Below are 25,188 nucleotides of genomic sequence, written 5' to 3'. Positions count from 1 at the left end.
CTCGGTGGGGGACTGGTCAGTGTCCTTGGTAATCCGTCGTGTGTTCCGGACCGTCCGTCAGGAACGCGGTGACGGCGCGGCGGTGGTCGCCGGTGTCCGTCACCGCCGCGGCGAGGGCGGGCAAGGCGGCGTCGGCTGCGGGGACGCCGCCGTCCAGGCAGCGGCGGACGACCTCCTTGGTGGCCCGGTGCGCCCGGGTGGGCCCGGTGGCGAGACGCATCGCGTAGGAGTGCGCGTCGGTGTCGAACGACTCCGGCGGGAAGAGGGCGTTGATCACGCCCCAGTCAGCCAGAACGGACCCGCGGTACAGGTCGCCGGTCATGACGAGTTCGCGGGTCCGGGCCCCTCCGGCGCGCTCGGCGAGCCGCTGGGTGCCGCCCATCGCCGGGGTGAACGCAACCTTCCGCTCGACCAGGCCGAACCGGGCCTGCGGGGTGGCGACCACGAGGTCGCAGGCCAGGGCCAGTTCGAAGGCGGCGGTGAGCGTCAGCGAGTGCGCGGCGAACACGGTGGGGCAGGGCAGCGCCTCCAGCGCCTGGGTGATGCCCAGCCGGCTCCGCCAGAAGGATTCGGCGTCCTTGGGGTCGAGCTCGGCGAAGACACGCACGTCGACACCGGCGCTGACGACACGACCCTGCGCCCGCACCAGCAGGGCCCGCGGCGGATGGGCTGCCAACCATGCCACCGCGTCCCTCCACGCGGTCCACATGGCCTCGTCGAAGAGGTTCAACGGCGGGCTGTGCAGGGTGAGTACGGCGAGCGGGCCGTCGAAGGTCAGCCGCAGGACCGCGTTGTCGCCGGTGAGAGACGAGGGGAGCGTCATGACACGCTCCGGAAGATGCTGATCGCGTTGTTGCCGCCGAAACCGAAGGCGTTGTTCTGGACGTGCCGCAGGCCAGGCAAGGCCAGCGGGGCGCCGGTGACGAGGTTGAGGTCCAGCTCCACGTCGTCGGGGTCGACCGCGGTCGGCGGTACCAGGCGGTGCCGCAGCGACAGACAGGCCGCCACGGCACCAGCCGCTCCGGCCGCGCCCATCAGATGCCCGATGGTGCTCTTGATCGCGGTGACCGCGGCCCGCGGGTACCGCTCGGCGAAGATGCCGCCCTCGATGGTGTCGTTGGCACGGCTGCCGGTGCCGTGCGCGAAGATCACATCGATGTCGTCGGCTTTCAGGCCGGCCTCCTCCAGCGACCTGCGGTGGCAGGCGGCGACGCCCTCGCGGTCGGGCGCGGTGGGGTGGCTCGCGTCGTTGCTGACCGCGGTGGCCAGCACCTCGGCGTAGGGGGTGGCGTCCGGGCGCAGGGCGCGCTCGGTCTGCAGGACGAACATGCCCGCGCCCTCCGACGGCGTGACATAGCGCCGGCTCTTGGTGAAGGGCTTGCAGGGCGTGGAGCCGATGGCCTGCAGGGTGTTGAACCCGATGATGTTCTTCTCCGAGTAGGGGTCGCAGCCCCCGACGACCGCCGTGTCGGCGACGCCCGCGCGCAGCATCTCCAGTGCGCAGGACAGCGCCACGTTCGCGGAGGCGCAGGTGCTCTGCAGCAGATAGGCCGGGCCCGCGGCGCCGACGGTGCGGGCCACGCCCTGGGCGATGGAGTAGCTGGAGAAGCCGCCGGTCTCGGCGATGCCCCGGCGCCCGGCGACCACGTCCTCCAGCGCCTCGGCCTGGCCGTCGCTGCTGCCGACACAGACGACGGCGGTGCGCAGCGCCGGGTCGCCGGGGACCAGCCCGGCGTCCCGCAGCGCCTCGAGCGCGGCGAACTCCGCGAACAGGGAAGCGTCACGGGGGCGTTCGCGGGTGACCGCGTCCACCTCGGCCAGGGCGGTCTCGCGGGCCTCCCGCGGTACCCGGCCGCCGAGGATACCGGGCTTCATGCCGGCGTACAGCGGAGGCAGTTCCACGAAGCGGCTGCGGCCCGCGCACACATCGTCCCAGAAGGGTGCCGCGCCCGCGCCGGCCGGCGAGATGATGCCGACACCGGTGATGAAGACCCTTGCCGCCCCCTGGTTCACCCTTGCCGCTCCCCGGTTCACCCTTGTCGCCGTCTGGCTCACTGGGACTCCCTGTCCGTGCTGTTCGCGTGTCGCCGGGTCACCGTCACCGTGGCGTGGCGGCCGTCCGGGGCATGGCATTCGAGGACGGCCCGCTCGGCGGGTTCCAGAGTGTGGACGAGGTCCAGGAAGGCGCGGGTGACGAAGGCGCTGTTGCGCTCCGCGAAGGCCACGGGCGCCGCGTCGCCGGCGTCGGTGCCGTGCGCGACGGCCTTGCAGACGGTGCGCATCAGGCCCGGCCGAGTGCCCGGCCGAGGGCTCGGCCGCGGGGTGTCGGCAGCGCCGAAGTCGAACTCGGCGGTGAGGTCGGTGCCGGTGCGCAGAAACGCGTGGGCGACGCCGTCCCGGCAGGGTGCGTCAGGTGTGTCGAGCCGGGCGTCCGCGACGGCCTCCGGCGCGTAGACGTCGCCGACGAGGAGCCGGCTGACGTCGGAGCGTCCGCGCTCCAGGGCGGACAGCGCCTGCCACAGGGCGACGACCGGGGTGAGGACACCCGCGTTGATCGTCATGTTCCGGCCGGTCGCGCCGATGCGCAGGTTGACGAACGCCGACGCCGAACTGGACGTGGCGTTGGGGAAGTACTGGGCGGACAGCAGCTTCCCCTTCTCCGCGGCGTGGCGCTGGAGCCGGGCCAGCGCGGCGGTGTTGCCGTACTCCGTGCCGATCACCACGGTGTCGTCGGAGCGCGTCCCGCCGTCCGTGAGCGCCTCGGAGACGTCCGCCGCGCCGAGGACGAGATACAGGCAGGTCCGGGTGAACGCGTCGCGGAACTGGTCGCCGGCGGTGCCGATCACCTCGTGCCAGTCGGGCGGCAGGCCCTCGCGGTCGTCCGTGCCGTTCGTCGAGCCGGGCGCGCACAGCGTGACCGGGCCCAGGAAGAACTCAAACAACACAACTCTCCAAGGCGATGCTTCGGGTGGGCGGGACGCGCGGACGGTCAGCCGCCGACCCGCTCGCTCACGTGCCGCTGGAGGTCCCCCACCGTGACGAGATCACGGGAGAATTCGTCGCCGAGTTCGACGTCCAGAACCGCCTCCACCTGGACGACGACATCGATCAGCTTGAGGGAATCGATGTTCAGATCGGTCTTGAGGTCCTGGTCAGCCGTGATTTCAAAGGATTCCGGAAGTTCCGCGATCTGCTTCAGCACCTCGGAAATACGACCGTCGATGACGTTCTCCGACATCTTTCCCCCATTGTGAAAGAGACGCTTGACAGTCCCGGACCCTAACCAGGTGTCGAGCAGCTTGTCAATGAGTTCCGAGCGAACTCCAGCGCCGCTCCTGGCGAAATAAAGCGGGGCGCGATTGTATGTGGCCGGCTTGATCGGAAAGTGCACCCAGAGAGCGGAAATCAGCCAGCACGATCTGCTCGGGGTGGAGAAGAATCGCCTGCTCATGCGCCAATGGCTGGCACTTTTTCCAGCCAACTCGCCCTGCAGACGGAACTTTTCGTGAGTCACGTCACGTTGCCGGTGTGTGTCGCCTCGCACTAAATTCCGGTGTTTGTTGGTGGCATTCGAAACGGGGGAACATTTCGTCATGTCGGCAAACCCTTCGACTCTCTCACGCCAGGGCTGGGACCGCTGGAATCTCGGCACGGAATTCGGAATCGATGATTCGGACGGCGACTACCAGTCGCTCCGGGCAGCCTACGGCGATCTCCCGGAGGACCCGTACGCGCTCGGCTCGGGTCGATACCGGCGCTACGCCCGCGGCGTCTTCCTGCCGTGGTCCAAGGAATTCTTCTGGATGCCGGCCACGGAGAGCCAGGCCCGGGAGGGCATGAACGGCTACTACCAGGGTGACAACAACCCGGAGTACGTGAACGTCACTCGAAATCTACCGGCCATCAGCGATGAGGTCTGCAACAACAAGCTCCTGCTGGACATCATCCAGTTCGACTTCTCGCAGACCCGCTGGAGCGAGGACGACGCGGTCTGGCCGCTCTACGTCGGCGTCCACCTGATCAAACTGCACATCGAGGAGGAGGGCCGGGAGGCCGTCTCCTCCCCGAACGAGCTGCACCAGGACGGCGAGCCGTACGTCTTCGCCCACCTGATCTACCGGGACAACGCCGAGGGCGGCGCCAACCTCATCGCCACTCCCGAGTACCGGGGCAAGCAGCCCGAGGACGTCCCGCCCGCGGACCGCCTCGCCGACTTCCAGATGGAACAGTCCCTGGAGGCGTACGCCATCACCGACCACCTCGTCAGCCACTACGTCGGCCCCATCCGCAAGGGCGCCGCCGACCGGCCCGGCGAGCGGGCCATCCTGCTGGCCGACTGGGTGCCCATGCGCCACCGCATCTGAGGGGGCAGCACATGAACGGCGTGCGTTACCGCCATGAGCGCCCGGTGAGCGCCGAGGCAGCCGACGAACTGCGCAAGGCCCTCGCGTTCCACTACGGCGACGTCACCGTGGAGCCGCTGGACAAGGGTGTCGAGGTCGTCGTCGCGGCCGGTCCCACCGAGCCCGAACTCGGCGAGATGGTCCGCCACTTCCTGCGCGGCCATCGCGAGGTGCCGGTCACGGTCGTCGCCGAGCATCCCGGACGCCCCGGACTGACCTGCACCGTGCCCGACGACCACCGCGTGGCCGCGGCCAGGGGCGCCTATCTGCAGGGCCCGGAGTGGACCGCCGCGATGGACCAGGTGCGCCGGCTGTGCCGGGAGCGGCTCGCCGAGCCGTTCGGCGCACCGCTGCTGGCCGGACCGGCACAGCTCGCCCGCGACGTGCTGGTCCGGGCCGGGTACTACCAGAAGTTCCCGAACCTGGTGAACGCGGTCGCCCGGATCCGCGACCACTACTGGGACGGCGTCACCGTCGCCCAGCTCCGGCCCGGCCAGACCGAGGCACGGGACTCCTTCTACCGGCCGGCCGAGACCGTTCTCACCCCGGTCACCTGCTACCACGTCTACGCCAACGCGGCCGAGCTGAGGGACCGCTACGGCACCGGGCTGTTCGCCATCGAGGGTCCGGTCTTCCGGCACGAGTCGCACAACCACAGCCCGACCCGGCTGGGCGAGTTCCGGATGTTCGAACTCGTCCGGATGGGCAATGCCGAGGAGGTCGCGGACGACTTCGAGCGCATGCTGAAGGCGTTCACGCAGTTCTTCGCCGAACTCGGCGTGCCGCACCGCATCGTCAGCGCCTCCGACACGTTCTTCGGGGACGCTCCGACCATGACCCGCGAGGCCCAGCTGCTCAACAAGAGCAAGTTCGAGGTACGGGTCCCGCTCGGCACCGGCGAACTGTCCGTGGCCAGCGTCAACGCGCACGGCGAGGTGTTCGCCGACTCCTTCGGGCTGCGCGACCTCGGGGCCGAAGGCACCTGCTGCGCGGGGATCGGCCTGGACCGGCTCACCTACGCGCTGCTGTCGTACGGCCTGCTCGGTACCCCGGCCTGACCCGGCCGGCACACCGAAACCGACCCATCGAGGGAATGAGTTCCATGGAAGACCTGAAGAAGGTCGTCGACGACCTGCTGGAGCAGCTCGCCCAGGCACGGGACGTGCCGGCCGACGCCGAACCGTCCCAGATCATCATCAGCTCGCTCGACCAGATGCGCTTCCTGGTCGGCCTGGAGGAGCGGCTCGACGCCATGCTCGACGTCGGCGATGTGCTCCCCTTCGACCTGTCCGACCGCGAGGCCCTGCTCAAGAGCGTCCACGAACTGCTCGTGGAATCCGGAGTGACCCCGTGACCGCCGCGTCCGGAGCCGGTGAGAGGCGATGAGCACCGCCCGGACGCGGCTGCTCGACCTGGGGGCGATGCGCGAGGTCATCCGTGTCTCCGTGCCGCTGATGTTCGGCATGGTCGGCAACCTGGTCCTGATGCTGGTCGACCGGATCTGCCTGGCCCGCTACTCGGAGGACGCCCTCAAGGCGTCCGGGCCCGCCGTCTTCACCGCCACCACGGTGATCATGGTGACCACGGGGGCGGTCGGCATCACCCGCTCCTATGTGGCGCAGGCCCACGGCCGCGGTGACGAGCGCGGCGCGCGGGACGAGGGGGCCAACGGAGTCGTCCTCGCCCTGCTGCTCTCCGCGCTGCTGCTGCTCGCCACCCCGCTGCTGACCCGGATGCCGCAGCTGAGCGGGCAGCCCGCGCACATCGAGGCACTGGAGGCGCAGTTCCTGGGCCTGTCCACCGTCTACGGCTCCGTCATGACCCTCAACATGGCGCTGTCGTCGTACTTCAACGGGATGGGCCGGACCCGGATCCCGATGACCGTCGGCATCATCGGGCAGGCGGTCGGCGTCGTGATGACGATCGGGCTGGTCTTCGGGCGCTTCGGACTGCCGGAGATGGGCATGCGGGGCTCCGCGCTCGGCACGCTCAGCGCCGTGTCCGTCATGTGCCTCGGCTACGTCGTGTGCCTGCCCCGCGGCTACGCGTCGGGCTTGGTCCGGCTCGTGCGCCAGGGGGTCAGGCAGGTCGCCCAGGTGCTCTGGCTGCGGCTGCGGCGCGGCGCCCCCGCGGGCGGCTCGCTCAGCCTGGAGGAGCTGGGGCAGACAGCGTTCGTGTGGCTGGCCGGTGTCCTCGGGTCGGTGGCGCTCGCCGCGAACAACGTCGCACTGGCCCTGAACTACGCCGCCGTCATCCCCCTGATCGGCCTCGGGATGGGCTGCAACATCCTGTGCGGCAAGGCCGTCGGCGCCGGCCGGCACCGCGACATCCCGCACATCATGCGGGTCACGCTGATGACCTCCGGCGTGTACGTCGCCGTGGTCGCCGTCCTCCAGATCGCCACCCCGACGCTCCTGCTGAGCCCGTTCGGGCTCGACGGTGCCGACTCCGCCGTGACCGGCCACGCCGTGGACACCTCGCGGGTGTTGTGGACGTACTCCGCAGCCTTCATGTTCTCCATGGTCGGCTCCGGCGTCCTGGAGTGCCTCGGCCTCGCCCGCTTCGGGTTCGTGGCACGGATCGTCCTCATGTGGGTCCTGTGCGTGCCCACGATCACCGTGTTCGTGCTGCTCAACCGAGACAGGCCGGACATGCTGCCGATCATGTGGGTGATCTTCTCCGCCTTCGAGGCCGCGATGGCGGTGGTCTGCCTGTGGCGCGTCCGGCGTGCCGTCGCAGGCGAGGAGAACAGGCTCCACACCACCGATCCGGTCCAGCAGACCGCCTGACAGCCCACCAGACAGAGAGCGTGGCCTTTTTCCGTGAACATCCTCCTTCTCGGTCGCGAGGAAGACTGCCGCGACTACCTCGACTACGCGGAGCAGCGGGGCATCACCGTCCGTTTCTTCGCCCCTCCGCAGCTCGCCGCCGACGACCGCGACAACTGGCGGCACACCGTCGCGGGCGCCGCGCGCGCCGTCGTGGACCTCACCGGCCTCGACGACGTGATCTCCTTCCACGACAGCTACCAGATCCAGCTGGAGCTGCTCCGGGGTGAACTGGGCATGCCCACCCGGGACATCGACACACTGCTGTGCCTCGCCGACAAGACCCGGTTCAAGGCGCACCCCGCGGTCCGCGACCACATCACCCGCCACATCGAACTGGATTCCTCGGCGAAGGCGCCCCAGGCACTCGCCGCCGTCACCGAGTACCTGTCCTTCCCCGTCGTGGTCAAGCCGTCGAACGGCTTCTACAGCGCGGGCGTGGTGAAGGCCGAGACACCGGATGAGTTCCCGAAGGCGTTCCTGCAGACCAAGCGCGTCTGCACCGTGCTGCGGGAGGGCAACGGCCAGTCCCGGATGCTCGCGGAGGAGTACCTCGACGGCAACGAGTACGCCGTCGACGGCATGGTCAGCGACGGCCGGATCATCCCGCTCCAGGTCCACCGCAAGCTGCCGCCCCTGGTCGGTCCGCTCTTCCACGAAGTGGCCTATCTGACCGAGCCGTTCGACGCGGAACTGGGCCGTGACTTCACCGCCCTGCTGGAGAACGTGATCCCGGGCGTCGGCCTGGACAACTCCCCCTTCCACGCGGAGTTCCGGTTCGACGGGCAGGGCCGCCTGCGCATCCTCGAACTCGCCCCCCGCCTGTGCGGCGGCGGCACCACCACCTACCAGCAACTGCGCATCTGCACCGGACTCGACGCCTACGACCTGCTGCACCGGCTGGGCCGCGAGGCCGTCGACCCGAAGCCGCTGCACCATCGGGTGGCGCTGGAGTACGACGCCCCCATCGAGCGCAGCGGCTTCCTCAGGAACACCGCCCGCGCGGTCGAGGTCTGCCGCAAGAACGGCGTCACCACCGTGCACCTGCACCGCCAGGACGGCCAGTTCGTGCTCGCTCCGCCACTCAACTTCGAGACGGTCCTGACCGCCTACTTCGCCCGGGACACCCGGGAAGAGGCCGAGGCACTGCTGGATGTCCTGATGACCGACTGCACGATCGAGACCGAAACGGAAAAGTCCTCATGAGGCCGGAAATCAAGCGTGCCCTGCACACCATCCCGATCGGCGCCAGCTCGCCGCTGCGCGCCTGCCGCAACGTGGAGACCGAGCCCCTGGTCGTCGCCGAGGCCCACGGGCAGTACCTCCACGACATCGACGGCACCCGGTACATCGACTTCATGTACGGCTTCGGGCCGCTGATCCTCGGCCATGCGCCGCAGGCCGTCAGCTCCGCCATCGCCCGCCAGGCCGTGGACGGCACCCTGTTCGGCACGTACTGCGTGCAGGAGATCGAGCTGGCCGAGCGCATCACCGCGACCGCCGGACACCTGGAGCAACTGCGCTTCGTGTGCAGCGGCACCGAGGCCGTGATGTCCACGCTCCGGCTGGCCAGGGCCTACACCGGACGCACCGGAGTGCTGCGCTTCAACGGCGGTTACCACGGCCACTTCGACCTGGTGCAGAACAAGGACGAGGCCCGCATGCGCGACGCCGGTCTCGACCCGGCCGCGATGCGTTCCAACGTCTACGCCGAGTACAACGACACCGCGAGCGTCGAGCGCGCCTTCGCCGAGCATCCCGGCGAGATCGCGGCCGTCGTCGTGGAACCCATCGCCTGCAACATGTCCCTCGTGCTGCCCGAGGACGGCTTCCTCGCCGACCTGCGCCGCATCTGTGACCGCGAGGGCGCGGTACTGATCTTCGACGAGGTCATCACCGGTTTCCGGCTCACCTACGGCCCCGCGAGCAACCTGCTCGGGGTCACCCCCGACCTCACCGCGTTCGGCAAGATCATCGGTGGTGGCACGCCCGTCGGCGCGTTCGGCGGCCGCCGAGACATCATGCGGCTGCTCGACGAGGAGCGGGTCCTGCAGGGCGGCACCCTGGCCGGCAACCCGCTGACCATGGCGGCCGGCCTCGCCACGCTCGACGTGCTCGCGGAGCCCGGCTTCTACGAAGAGCTGGAGCGCAAGGGCGCCCTGCTGGAGGCGGCGGTGGAGCGCCACCGGGCCGAGAAGGGGCTCGACTTCCACTTCGTGCGCACCGGCAGCATCTTCGCGTTCATCTTCGTCCCGCGCGGCACCCCGGTCCGCCGCAAGGCGGATGTCGCGGCCCAGCCGCACTCGCCCTACACCACGCTGTACGCGGGCATCCGGAAGGACGGCTATCACCTGGCGCCGGACATCGAGGAGCCGATGTACATCTCCGCCGCGACGCCGGACGAGACCCTTGAGGACTTCGCCGCTCGCGCCGTCGCATTCCTCGCCACCGACCCGAACACACCGCGGGTCACCCCCGCCTAGGACTGGACTCTTGTTCCGGATCAGTCCGCCGGATCAGTTCGCCGGACCAGGTCGCAGGGCCAGGTCGGCCCCGGGCCGGTCGACGGCGTCCGACGGGGCCGCCGACCCCGGCACGATCCGAACGACCGACCCCCGGGCCGTGCTCCGGTCCGGGCCCCGCCAGCCCGCGCATTCCGCCGGGCGGACGCCGCCGACCGCGTCCGCCCGGCACACCGCACCCCCCTGGCACGACCGTGACCGCGCTCCGCGGGCCGTGGTCCCCGGGCCGTGATCCCCGGGCCGCGGCCCGCGCCGCCCGGATCGCACCCGCACCGCCTCGCCACCCGCGCCCCGGACTCCGCCCGAGCCGCCCGGAAGTCGGACCGCCCGCCCCCTGCCGACGGGACTAGACATGAACACTGAGGCCAGGAGCCTTCCCCTCCTCCCCACCCAAGAGAGCGTGCTGTTCGCCGAGGCGGCACACGGCCGGCCGGGCACCCACAACCTGGCCCTGGCGCTGCGGCTCACCGGCCCGCTCGACCGCGCCGCCGTCGACGGCGCGCTGCGCGCGCTGACCGAGCGGCACGAGGCGCTGCGGGTGAGCATCACCGAGCACGAGGGCGGGCCGCGGCAGACGATCGCGGACGCGGTGACCGTGCCCCTGGAGGAGGTCGACCTCGCGGCCCCGGACCAGGACCCCGCCGACGCCGTCCTCGACCGGTACTTCACCGAAGCCCAGGACCGGCCGTTCCCGCTCGACCGGGCGCCACTGCTGCGGGCCGCCCTGTTCCGACTCGGCGGGCAGCGGCACGTCCTGCTGCTCGTGGCGCACCACAGCATCGCGGACGGCGACTCCCTCGACGTACTCGCCCGCGAGTTCGGCCCCCTCTACGCGGCCCGCGCCGAGGGACGGCAGAACCCGCTGCCGCCGCCCGCCCTCGGATACGCCGACCATGTCGCCGCCCGGCTCTCCAAGGCCTTCGACCGGCGCCGGACCCGGGCCCTGCAACACTGGCGCACCGAACTCGACGGCGCGCCCGCCACCCTGGACCTGCCCATGGCCCGGCTCGGCGGCACCACCCGCCGGCGCGCGGCCACCCACCGCCGGGACCTGCCGAAACCGGTGGCGGCCCGGTTGCGCGCGCTCGCCACCGAACACCGCGCGAGCCTCTTCTCCGTACTGGCCGCCGGTGCCTTCGCCCTGTTCGGCCGCTACACCGGCGAGCGCGACATCGTGCTCGGCGTGCCCCTGTCCACCCGGCTGGAACCGGGCTCCGAAGGCCTGGTCGCCCTGACGGTCAACACCATGCCGCTGCGCATCGGGTTCGACGCCGACGAGGACTTCCTGCCGCTGCTGCGCCAGGTCCAGGGCCGTACCTTCCAGGCGCTGCGCCATCAGGGCGTGGCCTTCCACGAACTGGTCCACGCCGTCAACCCGCCCCGGTCCGCGGGCCGTCAGCCGGTCTTCCAACTGGCCCTCAACCACGTCCGCACCGGTCCCGCGGCAGAGCCGGAAGCCGGGCTGCTCGTGGAGTCGCTGCCGATAGCCAACTCCACGGCCGCGTTCGAGCTGATGCTCACCTTCGTGGAGGCGGGGGACGACATCCGGTTCTACGTCGAGTACGACACCGAGCGCTTCGACGCGCGTACCGTCCATGCCCTCGCGGACCACCTCGCCCACCTGCTCGTCGGCGTCTGCACCGATCCCCGCGTCCCCCTCGCCGACCTCGACCTGATGGACGAGGAGGAGCGACGGCGCGTCCTGCACCACTGGAACGACACCGGCGCGCCCCGGACCGACGACACCGCGCCGGCCCTGTTCGCCCGGCAGGCCGCCCGGCGGGGCGACGCCCTCGCCGTCGTCTGCGGCACGGACCGCCTCAGCTACCGCGACCTCGACCGGCGCTCCGCCCGGATGGCCCGGCTGCTTACCGAACGCGGCGTCCGCGAGGGCGACTTCGTGGGCCTGGCGACCCGCCGCTCCACGACCACCGTCGTCGCCCTGCTCGCCGTGCTGCGCGCCGGAGCCGCCTATGTGCCGCTCGACCCGGTATATCCGCGAGAGCGACTGGCGTTCATGGTGCAGGACGCCGCCCCCGCCTTGGTGATCAGCGAGACCTCCGCCGTCGCCAGCCTCCCGGCCGGGCCCGGCGCACCCCCGGTCCTGCTGCTGGACGACCCGCAGGTGACGGCCCTTCTCAAGGCGCCCGGCGAGGACCCGTTCGCGTCCGCCGTGACCGCCGACCACACCGCCTATGTCATCTACACCTCCGGCTCGACCGGCCGGCCCAAGGGCGTCGCGGTCACCCACCGCAACATCGCCAACCTCGTCGCGTGGGCGGCCGACGCCTTCGGTGACGGGCTCGGGCGGGTGCTCGCCGCTACCTCCCTCAGCTTCGACGTCTCCGTGTTCGAGATCCTCGGGCCGCTGCTCAACGGCGGCAGCATCGAAATCGTCCGCGACCTGCTGGAGATCGGCGAACGCGGCGGCTGGCAGGGCACACTCGTCAGCGGTGTCCCCTCGGTCCTGGACCGGCTGATCGCCGACGGCGCCCCTGATCTGCGCGCCGACCACCTCGTCCTCGCGGGCGAGGCACTGACCCCGCAGGTCGCCGCCCGGCTGCGGGCCGCCGTACCCGGCGCCCGGCTGGTCAACGCCTACGGCCCGACCGAGACGACGGTGTACGCCAGCGCGTCCGCGCCCCAGGGCACCGAAGCGGACGGGGCCGCGCGGGAGGCGCCGCCCATCGGCCGCCCGCTGCGCAACACCCGCCTGTACGTCCTCGACGACCGGATGCGGCCCCTGCCCGTGGGCGTGCCCGGCGAACTGTACATCGCCGGCGCCGGCGTCACCCGTGGCTATCTGCACCGGCCCGACCTCACCGAGGCCCGCTTCGTCCCCGACCCCTTCGGGGAGCCCGGAGCGCGCATGTACCGCTCCGGCGACATCGTGCTGCGCCGGCCCGACGGACAGCTCCAGTACGTCGGACGCACCGACGACCAGGTCAAACTCCGCGGCTTCCGGGTCGAGTTGAGCGAGGTGGAGGCGGTCCTCGGAGCACAGCCCGAGGTGTCCCAGGCCGTCGTCGTCGTGCACGAGGACGGCCAGGGCGAACGCCGGCTGGTCGGTTACGTCACACCGGCACCGGGCGCCGCACCGGCCCCGGACCGACTGCGCGCCGCGCTCGCCCGGCTGCTGCCCGAGTACATGGTCCCGGCCGCCGTCGTACCGCTCGACGCGTTGCCGCTGTCGCCCGCCGGCAAGCTGGACCGCGGCCGGCTGCCCGACCCCGGCTTCGGCGCCCTCGCGGGCCGGCCGCCCCGTACCGAAGACGAGATCACCCTCGCCGCGCTGTTCGCCGAGGCGCTCGGTCTGCCCGAGGTGTCGGCCACCGACAGCTTCTTCGACATCGGCGGACACTCCCTGCTGGCGATCCGGCTGGTCCGCCGGATCTGCGCGCGGCTGGGCACCGAGCTGACCGTGCGTGACCTGTTCGAGACGCCGACCGTGCAGGGCCTGGCGCAGCGGCTGCGCCCGGACCCCGCCGCACCGGCGGCAGCGGCCGCCGCGAAAGCGGCCCCGACAGACGACTTCGGGGTGCTGCTGCCGCTGCGCACCCGCGGCAGCAGGCCCCCGCTGTTCTGCGTCCACCCGGGATTCGGGCTCAGCTGGAGCTATGCCGCGCTGATGCGCAGGCTCGACTCCGAACAGCCGGTGTACGCCCTCCAGGCCCGCGGCATCACCACCGCCGACGAGATGTCCGACAGCTACGTGGAACTGCTCGACGACTATCTGAGCCAGATCCGCGCCGTCCGCCCGCACGGGCCGTACCGGCTGCTCGGCTGGTCCTTCGGCGGCCTGGTCGCCCACTCACTGGCCGCACGGCTGCAGGCCGAGGGCGAGCGGGTCGAACTGGTCGCGATGCTGGACACGGTGATGGTCACCGGCGACGAGCACACCCCTGCGGACGTGTGGGAGCTGATCGAGGCCGAGACGGCCGCCGTACGCCAGGTCGTGCCCGACGAGAAGCGGCTGCTGGCGGTCGTGGAGAACCTGATCCGGGTGCGCGACCAGTTCCGTCCCGAACGCTACCGCGGCGACGTGCTGTTCTTCGTCGCCGCCGAGGAACCGGGCCGGCCGCCGACCTTCCGCGAGCCCTGGCTGCCGTATGTCGAGGGCCGGCTGCTGGAGCACCGGATCGCCTGCGCCCACATGGAGATGATGAACGCCCGCCCCGCCCGGGAGATCGGCGACCTGGTGGCCAAGGCGCTGGACGCGCTCGACAACACCGCCCCGCAGCTGGACCGCTAGCGGTCCCGTGGGACCGGACACGAAACGGAGAAGGGCTCGCACTATGCCCCGTACTGCCCTGGTACTCGGCGGGAACCGCGGGATCGGCCTGGCCGTCGCCCGGCATCTGGCCGCCCGCGGCGACCGGGTCGCCGTCAGCCACCGCTCCGGTGAGCCGCCCGCCGGGCTGTCCGCCGTACGCTGCGATGTCACCGACGCGGAGGCGGTGACCGAGGCCTGCGCACAGGTCAAGGCGGAACTGGGCCCGGTGGAGGTGCTCGTCCACAACGCGGGCATCACCCGGGACCGGCCGTTCGCCGCCATGACCGCCGAGGACTTCGAGGCGCCGCTGCACACCAATCTGCTCGGCGCGTTCCACGGAGTCAAGCCTGTGCTGCGCGGCATGATGCGCGCCCGCTGGGGCCGCATCGTCCTGATGTCCTCCACCGTCGCGCTGTCCGGCGCGGTCGGACAGACCAACTACGCCGCCTCCAAGGCCGGTTTGATCGGCTTCGCCCGGTCACTCGCGCGGGAGGTGGCCGGCCACGGCATCACCGTCAACGTCGTCGCTCCCGGCTACACGGACACCGACATGGTGGCGGCCATGCCCGAGGAGAAGCGGCAGAGCCTGCTGGCGACGGTGCCGATGCGCCGTATGGCCACCCCGGACGAGGTCGCGGCGGCGGTCGGCTACCTCACCGGCGAGGACGCGGGCTATGTCACCGGCACCGTGCTGCGCGTCGACGGAGGGGTCGGCATGGGCCACTGACCTGCACCCCGGCACGCGCACCACCCGGCACCGCAGCACGGACGGCCGGATCCGCCCCACACGAGGAGGAACAGGAAGTGTCCACCCGGCCGCCGCGTACCACGAGCCCGAGCCCCGGCACGCCCACCCCCCTCGCCCTGGTTCGCGCCACCGAGGACGTCCTGCCGCTGCTGGACGCCGTCACGCTCGCCCCGTACGAACGGGACCGGGCCGCCCGGCTGCCGGCGGGGGAGCGCCGCGCGGACTACCTGGCCGCGCATGTGCTGGTACGGCTGTGCGCGGCGCGTCTGCTGGACGTGGACCCCGCCGCCCTGGTGCTCGGTCAACGCTGCGCCGAGTGCGGCGGCGAGGACCACGGCCGGCCGTTCCTGCGCGACCGGCCCGACGTGGGCGTGAGCCTCTCCCACGCCAGGGGCGCCGTCGCCGGCGCCGCAGGCATGGGCCCGGTCGGTGTGGATGTGGAGGACGCCGCGGACGCGGTGTTCTCCCCGCGGGTGGCCGCCCGGGCCCTGGCCCCCGCCGAACTCGCCGCGGTCCACGCCGACCCCGACCCCGCACGGTCCTTCCTCCGGCTGTGGGTGCGCAAGGAGGCCCTGGTGAAGGTGGGCGTGACAACGCTCGGCGAACTGCGCGGAACCGACCTCGCGGCCTCCGGCGCACCGGCCGGCCGGCGGTCGGCCGACGGGCGGCACGCCGACCGGCTCCTCGCCGACTGGCGGTTCGCCGACTGGAGCAGCCCGGACGGCCGGCTGATCGCTGCCGCCGTCGCGCACACCACCCCCGCCCTCGACGGCGGGAGCGACCTCGATGCCGCCCGCTTCGCCCATTCATTCGCCTATTCAGGAGAGCAACACGCATGACTGCGAACCAGTCCGTGGCAGACAACCGGACCCGGACGGCGACCCCGCGCCGGTTCCTGATGTGCCCCCCGCGCCACTTCGGCGTCACCTACTCCATCAACCCCTGGATGAACCCCGGCAAGCCCGTGGACGGCGGCCTCGCGCTGCGCCAGTGGGAGGGGCTGCGCGATCTGTACCGGGAACTCGGGCACACCGTGCTGGAGATCGAGCCGGCTCCCGGCCTGCCCGACATGGTCTTCGCGGCCAACGGCGCCACCGTGGTCGACGGCAAGGTGTTCGGCGCTCGCTTCCGGCATGTCGAGCGCACCGCGGAGGGCCCCCTGTACCTGGAGTGGTTCCAGCGGCAGGGCTTCGACGAGCTGTACTGGCCGGAGCACATCAACGAGGGCGAGGGCGACTATCTGGTCGTCGGCCGCCGGCTGCTCGCCGGCACGGGCTTCCGCACCGACCAGCGCTCGCACTTCGAGGCACAGGAGTTCTTCGGGCTGCCCGTCACCGGACTCCGGCTGGTGAACCCGTCGTACTACCACCTGGACACCGCGCTCGCGGTGCTGTCCGAGGACGAGGTGGCGTACTACCCGAAGGCGTTCACCGAGGGCAGCCAGGCGGTGCTGCGCGCCATGTTCCCGGACGCCGTGCTCGCGACCGACGAGGACGCCGCGGTGTTCGGGCTGAACATGCTCTCGGACGGCAAGCACGTGCTGCTTCCGAAGTCGGCCACCGGACTCGCCGGGCGGCTCGCCGAGCGCGGTTTCGAGCCGATAGGGGTGGACCTCACCGAACTCCTCAAGGCGGGTGGCAGCGTGAAGTGCTGCACCCTGGAACTGCGGGGCTGACGCCGATGGACAGCCACATCGTCGAGCGGTACGGCGAGTCTGCCGTCAACTGCCTCACCGGGAGCTACTCGGTCCTCGCCGGCCTCGCCGGCCGCCCCGTGGCGGAACAGACCGTCTTCGAGTGCGGGGACGGCTATCTGTTCCAGGCCGGCCTGGACGAGTCGGGATACCCCGAGTACATCTTCCCGGTCGAGGAGGCGGGGGCGCTCGGCATGACCCGGTCGGGGTTCACGGTGCACAAGGAGCCCATCGACTTCGACGCGCCGGGCCCGCACCTTCAGGCGCTGCTGGCACGGCACCGGGCGGTCATCGTGTGGGTCAACACGGCCCACCTCAACTACGCCGACGTCTACCGGGACAACAACCCGTACCTGCACGCGGTCGTGGTCCAGGGCATCGCCGCCAACCACAGCCACGTCGACGTACACGACAGCCTCGTCGTCGGCCCGCAGCCGTACAGCTGCCGGGCCGTGGTGACCATCGACGACCTCGTCCGCTCGGCGGCCGACCGGATCAAGAGCGACGCGCATGACGCGATGGGCTTCTTCTACGCCGTCTCCGACGACCTCCTCGCGGCCGATTCCCCGGACCCGGCCGCGGCCGACGGCGAGGGGCGCCCGAACGGCGCGGAGCTGAGCGGTGCGCTGACCCGTCAGGCGGAGCGGTTCTTCGCCGAGGAGCGCTTCCGGGAGGCGATCCGCCGCTATCAGGCGCTGTGCGAGGAGTGTTTCGCAGGCTCGTCCGAACGTGCCGCCTACGGCGCCCGTCGACTGTTCCACCACGCCTCGGTCCTCTACGCGGTGCCCAGCCTGAAGCTGATGGCCCACTCCCTGCGGGCCGCCGGTGCCTCGGAGCGCAGCCTGACCCTGCATGCGGAGGCCACGCGGCACTGGGAAGCCATGGGTGTGCTCGCCCTGCGCTACGAGGCGACGTCCGCGCCGTCGGTGCGGCAGCGGATCACGCAGCGGTTCGACCAACTGGACGAGGTGACCGCGAAGCTGTGGGAATCGGTGGCGGCCGCCCCGGAGACACACACCCGGCCGTCCTGAACACCTACACGGTCCTAGCTGCGCGGGACGTCCTTGACGTACACGATGCCGTCGCTGTTCGCCAGGTGGGCCGGGTCAAGCGGGGCGTAGCCGAACCAGGGGGAAACGCGGGGGGCGGGCGGCATGCCGGCGAGGGCGGCGGCCAGCCGCCGGGCGTCGACGACGCAGCGGTCCTCCGGGAGCGCGTACAGGAGTCCTTCGACGGTGTCCGGGGGCGGGGCGTCGACTCCCTGGTGCCGGATCGTGCCGAGGGCCGTGGCCACGAAGGCGTACTCCTCGCCGAGTCGGGCGCTCACCAGCGCACCGGCGCTCCACCACGCCACCGCGCCCTCCCACAGCTGCATCGTGCTCTTCTCCCGCTGGAGATGGGAGTTGTGGGCGTGGACGAGGGCCGGGCCCCGTTCGGCGAGGGCGAGGAGGTTGTCAGCCATCATCAAACCCCGCAGCGCGCACAGCTGTGTCATGCGGGCCGGGGAGGCGTCGGCCATCCAGTGGTGGTAGCGCAGCAGGCCGACGGCGGTGCGTCCGTACAGGCGCGCCCGGTCCCAGTCGTCCCGTGAGGTCGCCGCGAGCAGGTGCGGCGTCTGCTGGTCGAGTAGTGCCACCAGATCGTCGGCGAGCAGCCGCAGTCGGCCGGCTTCGGCCGACTGCCCCACGGACCGGGCCGGGTCCGTCATCGCGGCGGGGGCGGTCCACCGGTCGTCGGCGCCGAGCAGACGGTCGAGTGTGTCCGGGGTGCAGGGGAGCAGGCCCGGGTCCACACGGGCCACGAGGTAGCCGTGGAGTGCGGTGAGGGCGTGCCGGGGGCTTGCGGCGTGGGTGATCTCCAGCGGGCCGTCGAAGCCGGCGAAGCGGAGCCGCTCGGACGCGGGCCGGCCGTCGTTGTACGCGCGCATCCAGCGCACCAGTTCACGGTTGGGCGCCGACACGTTGAACCACTCGTGGCTGAAGCCACGCTCCATGACCTCGTCGAGGGAGCCCTGGCCCGAGGTGACGTAGTCGTCCACGACCAGGCCCGTCATGCAGTCGCTCTCGATCGCGATCGTCCGGTAGCCCTCCTGCTCGACAAGCTGTCGGAAGAGCTCGTTGCGCAGGTCGAGCAGAGCGTCCTCGCCGTGGTTGGGCTCACCCAGGGCGAGCAGTCGCGGCCGGGCCGGGAGCAGCCTCATGACGGCGGCAGCCTCGACGGCATGGGCGGTGTCCTTGATGTCAGCATCCATGCCTTCAACGCTATCGCTGAACCCTCGGTTGAAACTTGGTCGCGATATCGTCGGTTCCATGGGGCGAAACCTTCAAAACGGTGATCGGCTCAGGCCGGTTGATCTGGCGCGCGGGCATGGTCTGTCCACACAGGCGGTCAGGAACTACGAGGAGGCCGGCATCCTTCCCGCCGCGGATCGCACACTCCACGGCTACCGCGTCTATACCGCGCTGCACGCGGGGGCCCTGCGCGCGTTTCTCGCCCTGGTGCCCGGCCACGGCCACCAGACGGCGACGTCGATCATGCGGGCCGTGAACGAGGGAGTGGTCGACGAGGCCCTCCGCCTCATCGACGCGAGCCACGCTCAGCTCCTCGACGACCGGCGGACCCTCCAGGCCGTGGAGAGCGCCCTCCGTGACCTTGGTCCCGCTACGGCGCCCGAGCCCGGCGCGGAGTCCGAGTCGGCCGCGGTGTCCGGGCCCGGGGGCACGTTCATCGGGCCGCTGGCGGACAAGCTCGGAATCCGGCCCGCGACGCTGCGCAAATGGGAGCGCGCCGGGCTGGTGCGCCCGCGCCGCGACCCGATCACCGGGTACCGCGTCTACGACGAGGCCGACGTACGGGACGCCCGGCTGGCTCACCAGCTCAGGCGGGGCGGCTACCTGTTGGAGCAGATCGCTCCGCTGATCGCCCAGGTCCGGTCGGCCGGCGGGCTGGAGCCACTGGAGGCCGCACTGCGCGACTGGCACGGCCGGCTGTCGGCCCGCGGGCGCGCGATGCTGACCGGGGCCGCGGAACTGGAGGCGTACCTCCGCAAGCTCGGATGACCCGTCCGCGGGGCATGTCGATGTGGTGCCGCACCAACGGGCAGTGGCGGCGCTCCTCTTGGAGGTCGGCCTGCGCCTTGATCTGCCTGCGATAGCCGCGGGCCGCGGGCCGCGAGCTGCGGCGCCTACGCGAACCCGGCGCGGCCGCCCACACGCCGTACCGCGCGAGCCGGACCCGGACCGGCCCCCTGAGCAGATGCCTGTGCGCGCGGTCTCCTAATATCGTTTCGCATTCTTCGACGGACGCTGATGCCCGCCTGGCCGTGGCCGCCGTCCAACGCCCAACGCGACACAACGACTCCACCGCATGGCGATGGAGTCGTGCATCGAGGAGGAACGTTCATGTACGCCCGGAGGATCGGCGCGGCCGCGGCAACCGCAGTGGCGCTCCTGGCAGCCCGCGACCTCGTCCAGAAGAGGCACGCACTGCTCCGAAACTTCCCGGTGGTCGGGCATGCCCGGTACCTGTTGGAGACGATCGGGCCGGAGCTGCGGCAGTACATCGTGACGTCCAACGAGGAGGAGCGCCCGTTCAGTCGTGACCAGCGCACCTGGATCTATGCGTCGGCGAAGGAGGAGAACAACTACTTCGGGTTCGGAACCGAGGTAGACGTCGAGCACGTGCAGGGGCACGCCTACCTGAAGCAGCGCACGTTCGCCGGAACCCTGCCCGACGCGCACGACCCGCAGGCGCCACTGCCCTCGGCCAAGGTGCTGGGCGGGCCGCGCGGGCGCGCCAAGGCGTTCCGGCCGGCGAGCGTGGTGAACATCTCGGCGATGAGCTTCGGATCGCTCTCCGGCGCTGCCATCACGGCGCTCAACAAGGGGGCGGCGCTGGCGGACACGATGCACAACACGGGCGAGGGCGGTCTCTCGCCGTACCACCGCAATGGCGGCGACCTCGTCCTTCAGATCGGTACGGCGTACTTCGGCTGCCGCAACGAGGACGGCAGCTTCAACCTCGACAAGCTCAAGGACGTGGTCGCCGGCGCTCCGGTCAGGGCGATAGAGATCAAGCTCTCCCAGGGCGCCAAGCCAGGGCTGGGCGGGATGCTGCCGGGCGCGAAGGTGACCCCGGAGATCGCCCGGATCCGCGGCATCCCGGTCGGCAAGGACTGCGCCTCCCCGTCGCGGCACACCGCGTTCAGCGACGTCGACTCGATGCTCGACTTCGTCGAACTGATCGCCACCGAGACCGGTCTGCCGGTCGGGGTCAAGAGCGCGGTCGGAGAGATGGGCTTCTGGCAGGAGCTGGCCACGCTGATGGCGCGCGGTGACCGTGGTGTCGACTTCGTGACCATCGACGGAGGTGAGGGCGGCACCGGGGCGGCGCCGCGGATCTTCGCCGACTCGATGTCGCTGCCGTTCCGGATGGGCTTCTCCCGGGTCTACGGAACCTTCGCCGAGCTGGGTCTGACCGACGAGCTGACCTTCATCAGCTCCGGCAAGCTCGGCCTGCCCGAGAACGCCGCGGTCGCCTTCGCTCTGGGTGCCGACATGATCAACGTGGCTCGTGAGGCGATGCTGTCCATCGGCTGCATCCAGTCGCAGAAATGCCACACCGACACGTGTCCCACCGGCATCGCCACCCAGAACGCGTGGTTGGCCCGTGGCCTCGACCCGGCCTCGAAGGCCACCCGGGCCGCCGTCTACCTGCGCACCCTGCGCAGGGAGCTGATCAAGGTGTCGGGAGCCGTCGGCGTCGCCCACCCGGGACTCATCACGGCCGACGACATCGAGATCATGAACGGCGACTACGAGGCCCGCACCCTGGCCAGTGTCTACGGCTACAAGGACGGCTGGGGACAGCTCGGCCCGCACCTCGCCGACGAGATCACGGCACTGCTCGTCACCAGGCCGACCGCCGACGAGAAGCCGGCCGTCTGACCCGACGACATCGACAAGCGCCGCGCTCTACCTGACGTTCGTGCCGGGCTCCGAGCCGCCTTCGCTGAAGCCGGCGGGATGGCCGGGGGCGTGGGGCGGTGCCTTTGACCTGAGGGCCGGACAGGCCCTAGGTCGGGACAGGTGCACCGGACAGCCGCTCTTCCCCAGCAACCACAAGCACTGTGCCGACAACAGGCGACGACCTGGGTGGCCATGGCGTGTGCGCGGTGCGGGGGAGGGGCGGCTGCGCTCGGCTAGCGGGAGGTGTCGGGGCCGGGGCGGGATGCGTAGTGCAGGGTGTGGAAGCGGCCGGCCTGTTCGCGGTCGGCGGGATCGTGGCTCAGTGCTCGTACCGCCTCGATGGCGTAGCGCTGTTCCCGGGTGTCGGTGAAGCGCCGCTGCGGATAGGTTCGGGAGGGATCGCAGGTCGTCCGCAGTCCGTGTGCGGCCAGGGCCTGCTCGATCGGGTCGTAGGAGATGGTCCGCAGCACGAACGCGTTGACCCACATCGGCCGCCGGGCCTTGGCCAGCAGGGTGGTGAAGGTCCGGGCGGTGATATAGCTTCCGCCCCCGGTGAGCGTGATGAGGCCGACCTGTGCGAGTGCGCGGCCCAGCCGGGGGCTGGGCGGGACCTGTTCCAGGTTGTCGGTGAACGCCACGTCCAGCAGGCCCACCGCGTGCGCGTACGCCACGGCCGGTCCGGAGACGTCCAGGCCGAACACGGGGACCGCGTCCGACCGGCGGCGTTCGGCGTAGAACTCCTTGTCCCAGGCGGTGAGCTCGGCTGTCGACATGGTCTGGGCGGTGCTGGAGGTGTAGCGCTGGTACATATCCGCCAGGGTCACGTCGTGGTTGAGCAGTGCGGCGTTGATTCCGTACGAGCAGCACAGGTCCAGCACCGCCGGTGGGCGTGGGTGGCCGTCGTCGAGGGCGGTCCGCTCGGCGGCGGTCTGACGGAAGTCGGGCTGGGCGTGGTGCGGGATCTCGTACTGAAGCGGGGCCAGCCGGGCGAAGTACGCGCGCGGGTCGGGCCGGTCGTAGATGTCGTCGAACCGAGACTTGCCACCCGCCACACCGCTGATACCGCCAGAGCGCGACTCGGTCATGCCGTAGTCCTCCTCAACGAACTCACCTGTGCCTCAAGCCTCCATCCTGTGAGGTCTCCCGGATGCTGGGATGTCCGCACCGGGGGCGCACAGGCGCACTCTGCTGTGTGGTGTGTACGTATCGAGGGACTGGGCTCACCTCTGACGGCTACTGCTGGCAGGTGAGTTGGACGCCCGCGGCCTGGGCTTGGCCGTCTACTGCGTGGTACCGTATAGCAGTACTCGGTACTACGAGGTACCAGGAGGGGCGAAGAGGAGCAGCGATGGACGACCTGACGGAGATGCTGAAGGGCACGCTCGAGGGCTGCGTGCTCGAAATCATCGCAGGCGAGGAGACCTACGGGTACGCCATCACGCGCAGGCTGAACGAGCTCGGCTTCACCGACGTCGTCGAGGGGACGGTGTACACCATCTTGCTGCGACTGGAGAGGAACAGACTCGTCCAGGTGACGAAACGGCCGTCCGAGGTGGGCCCGCCGCGCAAGTTCTACGCGCTCAACGACGCCGGGCGCGAGGAACTCGCGAGGTTCTGGGCGAAATGGCAGTACCTCTCATCACGCATCGACAAGCTCAAGGAGGGCGGGAGATGAACTTCTGGGAGACCATCACAGGCAGCGATCTCACCAGGGAATGGAAGGCGTTCGAAGCCCGGGCAGAGGCATTGCCGGCCGACTACCGGCCGGCGTGGGACCAGATCAAGGGCCACCTCTTCCCCTACGCGGACTTCACCGGTCGCAACCTGATGCCGATCCTCGACGCCGCCCTGGGGCTGCTCGAAGAGGCATCGGCGGACCGGCAGAGCATCCACGAGGTGCTCGGCGACGACATCCCCGGCTTTTGCGCGGCACTGGCCGGCGGTGAGGGGGCCCGAACCTATCGCGACCGGTGGCGCGAGCAGTTGAACAGGAACGTCGCAAGGAAATTGGGCCGGCTGGGAGGCTGACGTGGGCATCCAAGACATCATCGAGGGCAAGAAGCAGTGGCGGGCGCACATGGCTCGGGTCAAGGCGCTCCCGCCGGACTACCAGATCGTCTACAAGGAGATGCAGAGGTACCTGTTCAAGGTCGGCCCGATCGATCTACCTGACGGGCGCCTGCTCCCCGGTATTGTCGACTTCTTCGAGGAAGGCGTCGCGGCCGGCAAGGGAGTGTTGGAACTCATCGGCCACGACGTCGCCGCCTTCTGTGACGACCTGGTCAAGGACTCACGCACCTACGCGGACGTCTATCAGGAGTCCATCAGCGGGAAACCCGGCACGGACGAGAGCGCAGACCGGCAAAATCAGACAGGTTGACGGCGCCCTGCGGCAGCGCGGCAGCGCGGGAGCACGTGACCGAGACCGACGCCGCCGACAGCCTCGGGTACGTCGCCGACCACCCGGTCACTCGACACGCTCCCGCGCTCCCGGGATCTCCCGTCTACGCCCTGGCCTGCCATGCCCGCCGTGAGGGTCTCACCGGCCCTTTAGGATCAGGGCCGATCACGGTTTCCGGGGGATACGGATGGCTTTCGAGATGGACCTGCCGCTCGCTGAAGACGCCGAGGCCGCTCGGCTCGCTTCCGAGCTCACCGAACTCGACAACGAGCGCTTCCTGCGGGCCGTGCTACGCGACCAGGCACGCTTCCACCACCGCAGCACGGATCGCCTCGTCGGCCGGTCCGGCGATGTTCCGGAGAACACCGAGCCCACCTCCAGCCTCCTGCTGCGCGCCGTCCACCTGTGCTTCACGGCTCACCTGCCACTGAGCCTCTCACCCGACGTGCTCTGGTACGCCGTCGTGCACGAGGTAGCCGTCCACGTCCGCCTGAACTCCGGCACCTACGCGGGACTCTTCACCGAAACGCCGGGGCACCAGCAGACCATCGCCGTCCGCGACGATGTGGCTCCGATGGATTGGGAGCGCTCGATCCACCTGGTCCAACAGCCCCTGCGTGCCCGCATCGGCGATGACGTAGCCGACCTGTTCCAGCCCGCCTTCTCGACCACCACCCGCACCGATGCCACGGCCGCGCTGGTGGCGCTGATGGACGTGGTCAGCCCGTACTACCGCTTCCGGTGGGTCTCGCTCTGCGGCATTCCCCGGATCCGACTGGAGGGCACGGACCGGGACTGGCGCCTGCTGGCGGCCCGGGTACGGGAGCTGGAAGGATGGTTCGACGGCCTACGGCCGTGGTTCGCCGCCCTGCACCCGGTGCTGGACTCGATCTGTGCGACGGCCTCGGGGTGGGGTATCGACGAGGAGTTCTGGCGTTCGCTCTACAAGTGGGAGTCGGCCTCCGGCGGCGACAAGGTCACTGGCTGGATCACCGCTTTCTTCGCCCACCGATACACCGACGACGGACCGTTTCCCAAGCAGTCGTTCGGCCCGGGAACCACCGACGAGGAGCACTTCCCTTCGCACATCTCCCGCGTCCCGTTCCGCTGGGAGACGCCCACCGGCACCTTCGAGATGGCCTTCCTCGGTGGTGTGCTCGGCACAGAACGCGACGGTGAGTGGATCCGGCCGTGCCTCGGCTACGCCGTGGCGGAACTGCTCCCCGCTACCGAGCCCCGCGGCGAGCGCCTGCCCGAGCCCGGCCGGCGTTGACAGTGCTCGTGATCAATGCACCTAGTAGGGCTTGGTCAGGTTCACTCGCCAGTGGCGTGTCCGTTTGATCGGGTGGCTCG

The 25,188-nt window shown here is 70.7% G+C and carries 23 protein-coding genes; 17 read left to right on the top strand and 6 right to left on the bottom strand.

All coding sequences use genetic code 11. The features are described 5' to 3' along the window. Window positions 1-16: 16 nt before the first annotated feature. The 4 genes from IE277_RS37245 to IE277_RS37230 are packed head-to-tail and all read right to left on the bottom strand — an operon-like array spanning window position 17 to window position 3,514. Complete coding sequence (locus IE277_RS37245; RefSeq protein ID WP_189958166.1) at window positions 17-823, bottom strand: enoyl-CoA hydratase/isomerase family protein; 807 nt, start codon at window positions 821-823, stop codon at window positions 17-19. After that, window positions 820-2,013, bottom strand: coding sequence for a beta-ketoacyl synthase N-terminal-like domain-containing protein (locus tag IE277_RS37240; protein WP_189958165.1), 1,194 nt, complete (start codon window positions 2,011-2,013; stop codon window positions 820-822). Before IE277_RS37240 ends, IE277_RS37245 begins: the two co-directional genes overlap by 4 nt. 38 nt (window positions 2,014-2,051) lie before the next feature. Continuing rightward, complete coding sequence (locus IE277_RS37235) at window positions 2,052-2,942, bottom strand: beta-ketoacyl synthase N-terminal-like domain-containing protein (protein ID WP_189958164.1); 891 nt, start codon at window positions 2,940-2,942, stop codon at window positions 2,052-2,054. Between the two features lie 47 nt (window positions 2,943-2,989). Next, a complete protein-coding gene (locus IE277_RS37230) occupies window positions 2,990-3,514 on the bottom strand; it encodes an acyl carrier protein (RefSeq protein WP_189958163.1) in 525 nt (174 codons plus the stop codon). A gap of 79 nt (window positions 3,515-3,593) precedes the next feature. On the opposite strand from IE277_RS37230, the gene IE277_RS37225 reads away from it, so the two are divergent. The 11 genes from IE277_RS37225 to IE277_RS37175 all read left to right on the top strand — a co-directional run bounded on the left by IE277_RS37225 (window position 3,594) and on the right by IE277_RS37175 (window position 17,498). After that, a complete protein-coding gene (locus tag IE277_RS37225; protein ID WP_189958162.1) occupies window positions 3,594-4,364 on the top strand; it encodes a 2OG-Fe dioxygenase family protein in 771 nt (256 codons plus the stop codon). Between the two features lie 11 nt (window positions 4,365-4,375). After that, window positions 4,376-5,461, top strand: a complete 1,086-nt coding sequence (locus tag IE277_RS37220; RefSeq protein ID WP_189958161.1) for an aminoacyl--tRNA ligase-related protein — start codon at window positions 4,376-4,378, stop codon at window positions 5,459-5,461. 44 nt (window positions 5,462-5,505) lie between these two features. Further along, window positions 5,506-5,757: a hypothetical protein gene (locus IE277_RS37215; protein WP_189958160.1), complete on the top strand. Its 252-nt coding sequence runs from the start codon at window positions 5,506-5,508 to the stop codon at window positions 5,755-5,757. A 28-nt stretch (window positions 5,758-5,785) separates the two neighbouring features. Beyond that, entirely contained in the window at window positions 5,786-7,192 is a 1,407-nt protein-coding gene (locus IE277_RS37210) for an MATE family efflux transporter (RefSeq protein WP_229882237.1), read from the top strand. Window positions 7,193-7,225: 33 nt separating this feature from the next. Next, window positions 7,226-8,437, top strand: a complete 1,212-nt coding sequence (locus IE277_RS37205; RefSeq protein ID WP_189958159.1) for an ATP-grasp domain-containing protein — start codon at window positions 7,226-7,228, stop codon at window positions 8,435-8,437. Next, window positions 8,434-9,714, top strand: a complete 1,281-nt coding sequence (locus IE277_RS37200; RefSeq protein ID WP_189958158.1) for an aspartate aminotransferase family protein — start codon at window positions 8,434-8,436, stop codon at window positions 9,712-9,714. Before IE277_RS37205 ends, IE277_RS37200 begins: the two co-directional genes overlap by 4 nt. Window positions 9,715-10,105: 391 nt before the next feature. Beyond that, window positions 10,106-14,005, top strand: a complete 3,900-nt coding sequence (locus IE277_RS37195) for a non-ribosomal peptide synthetase (RefSeq protein ID WP_189958157.1) — start codon at window positions 10,106-10,108, stop codon at window positions 14,003-14,005. A 43-nt stretch (window positions 14,006-14,048) separates the two neighbouring features. Further along, window positions 14,049-14,753 (top strand): 3-oxoacyl-ACP reductase FabG, encoded by a 705-nt coding sequence (gene fabG / locus IE277_RS37190; RefSeq protein ID WP_189958156.1) that lies wholly within the window; start codon window positions 14,049-14,051, stop codon window positions 14,751-14,753. 77 nt (window positions 14,754-14,830) lie between these two features. Continuing rightward, on the top strand, window positions 14,831-15,613 hold the full coding sequence (locus IE277_RS37185) for a 4'-phosphopantetheinyl transferase family protein (protein WP_189958155.1): 783 nt from the start codon (window positions 14,831-14,833) through the stop codon (window positions 15,611-15,613). After that, the gene (ddaH, locus tag IE277_RS37180; protein ID WP_189958154.1) at window positions 15,610-16,449 is read left to right on the top strand and encodes a dimethylargininase; all 840 of its coding nucleotides are present in this window, start codon (window positions 15,610-15,612) and stop codon (window positions 16,447-16,449) included. Before IE277_RS37185 ends, ddaH begins: the two co-directional genes overlap by 4 nt. Before the next feature lie 5 nt (window positions 16,450-16,454). Beyond that, window positions 16,455-17,498, top strand: coding sequence for a hypothetical protein (locus tag IE277_RS37175; protein ID WP_189958153.1), 1,044 nt, complete (start codon window positions 16,455-16,457; stop codon window positions 17,496-17,498). 14 nt (window positions 17,499-17,512) lie between these two features. On the opposite strand, the gene IE277_RS37170 is transcribed toward IE277_RS37175, so the two are convergent. After that, window positions 17,513-18,718: an erythromycin esterase family protein gene (locus IE277_RS37170; protein WP_189958152.1), complete on the bottom strand. Its 1,206-nt coding sequence runs from the start codon at window positions 18,716-18,718 to the stop codon at window positions 17,513-17,515. Window positions 18,719-18,776: 58 nt separating this feature from the next. Between IE277_RS37170 and IE277_RS37165 the strand changes: the two genes are divergently transcribed. Both IE277_RS37165 and IE277_RS37160 read left to right on the top strand, forming a co-directional pair. Then, window positions 18,777-19,526, top strand: coding sequence for a TioE family transcriptional regulator (locus IE277_RS37165; protein WP_189958151.1), 750 nt, complete (start codon window positions 18,777-18,779; stop codon window positions 19,524-19,526). Window positions 19,527-19,868: 342 nt separating this feature from the next. After that, a complete protein-coding gene (locus IE277_RS37160) occupies window positions 19,869-21,413 on the top strand; it encodes an FMN-binding glutamate synthase family protein (RefSeq protein WP_189958150.1) in 1,545 nt (514 codons plus the stop codon). A 254-nt stretch (window positions 21,414-21,667) separates the two neighbouring features. On the opposite strand, the gene IE277_RS37155 is transcribed toward IE277_RS37160, so the two are convergent. Next, entirely contained in the window at window positions 21,668-22,519 is an 852-nt protein-coding gene (locus tag IE277_RS37155; protein WP_189958149.1) for a hypothetical protein, read from the bottom strand. A 263-nt stretch (window positions 22,520-22,782) separates the two neighbouring features. Here IE277_RS37155 and IE277_RS37150 point away from each other — a divergent pair, with 263 nt between their 5' ends. From IE277_RS37150 to IE277_RS37135, 4 genes are all read left to right on the top strand, one after another. Next, entirely contained in the window at window positions 22,783-23,109 is a 327-nt protein-coding gene (locus IE277_RS37150) for a PadR family transcriptional regulator (protein ID WP_189958148.1), read from the top strand. Further along, window positions 23,106-23,462, top strand: coding sequence for a DUF1048 domain-containing protein (locus tag IE277_RS37145; protein WP_189958147.1), 357 nt, complete (start codon window positions 23,106-23,108; stop codon window positions 23,460-23,462). The genes IE277_RS37150 and IE277_RS37145 overlap by 4 nt, the downstream gene beginning before the upstream one ends. A 1-nt stretch (window position 23,463) precedes the next feature. Continuing rightward, window positions 23,464-23,814, top strand: a complete 351-nt coding sequence (locus IE277_RS37140; protein WP_189958146.1) for a DUF1048 domain-containing protein — start codon at window positions 23,464-23,466, stop codon at window positions 23,812-23,814. Window positions 23,815-24,022: 208 nt separating this feature from the next. Further along, on the top strand, window positions 24,023-25,108 hold the full coding sequence (locus IE277_RS37135) for a DUF4419 domain-containing protein (protein WP_229882236.1): 1,086 nt from the start codon (window positions 24,023-24,025) through the stop codon (window positions 25,106-25,108). Window positions 25,109-25,188: the final 80 nt, after the last annotated feature.

The organism is Streptomyces alanosinicus, assembly GCF_014650595.1.
In the GTDB taxonomy this organism is placed as follows: Bacteria; Actinomycetota; Actinomycetes; order Streptomycetales; family Streptomycetaceae; genus Streptomyces; species Streptomyces alanosinicus.
The sequence above is the reverse complement of the archived record's forward strand: the minus strand, read 5'-3'. Positions and strand labels throughout refer to the sequence as shown.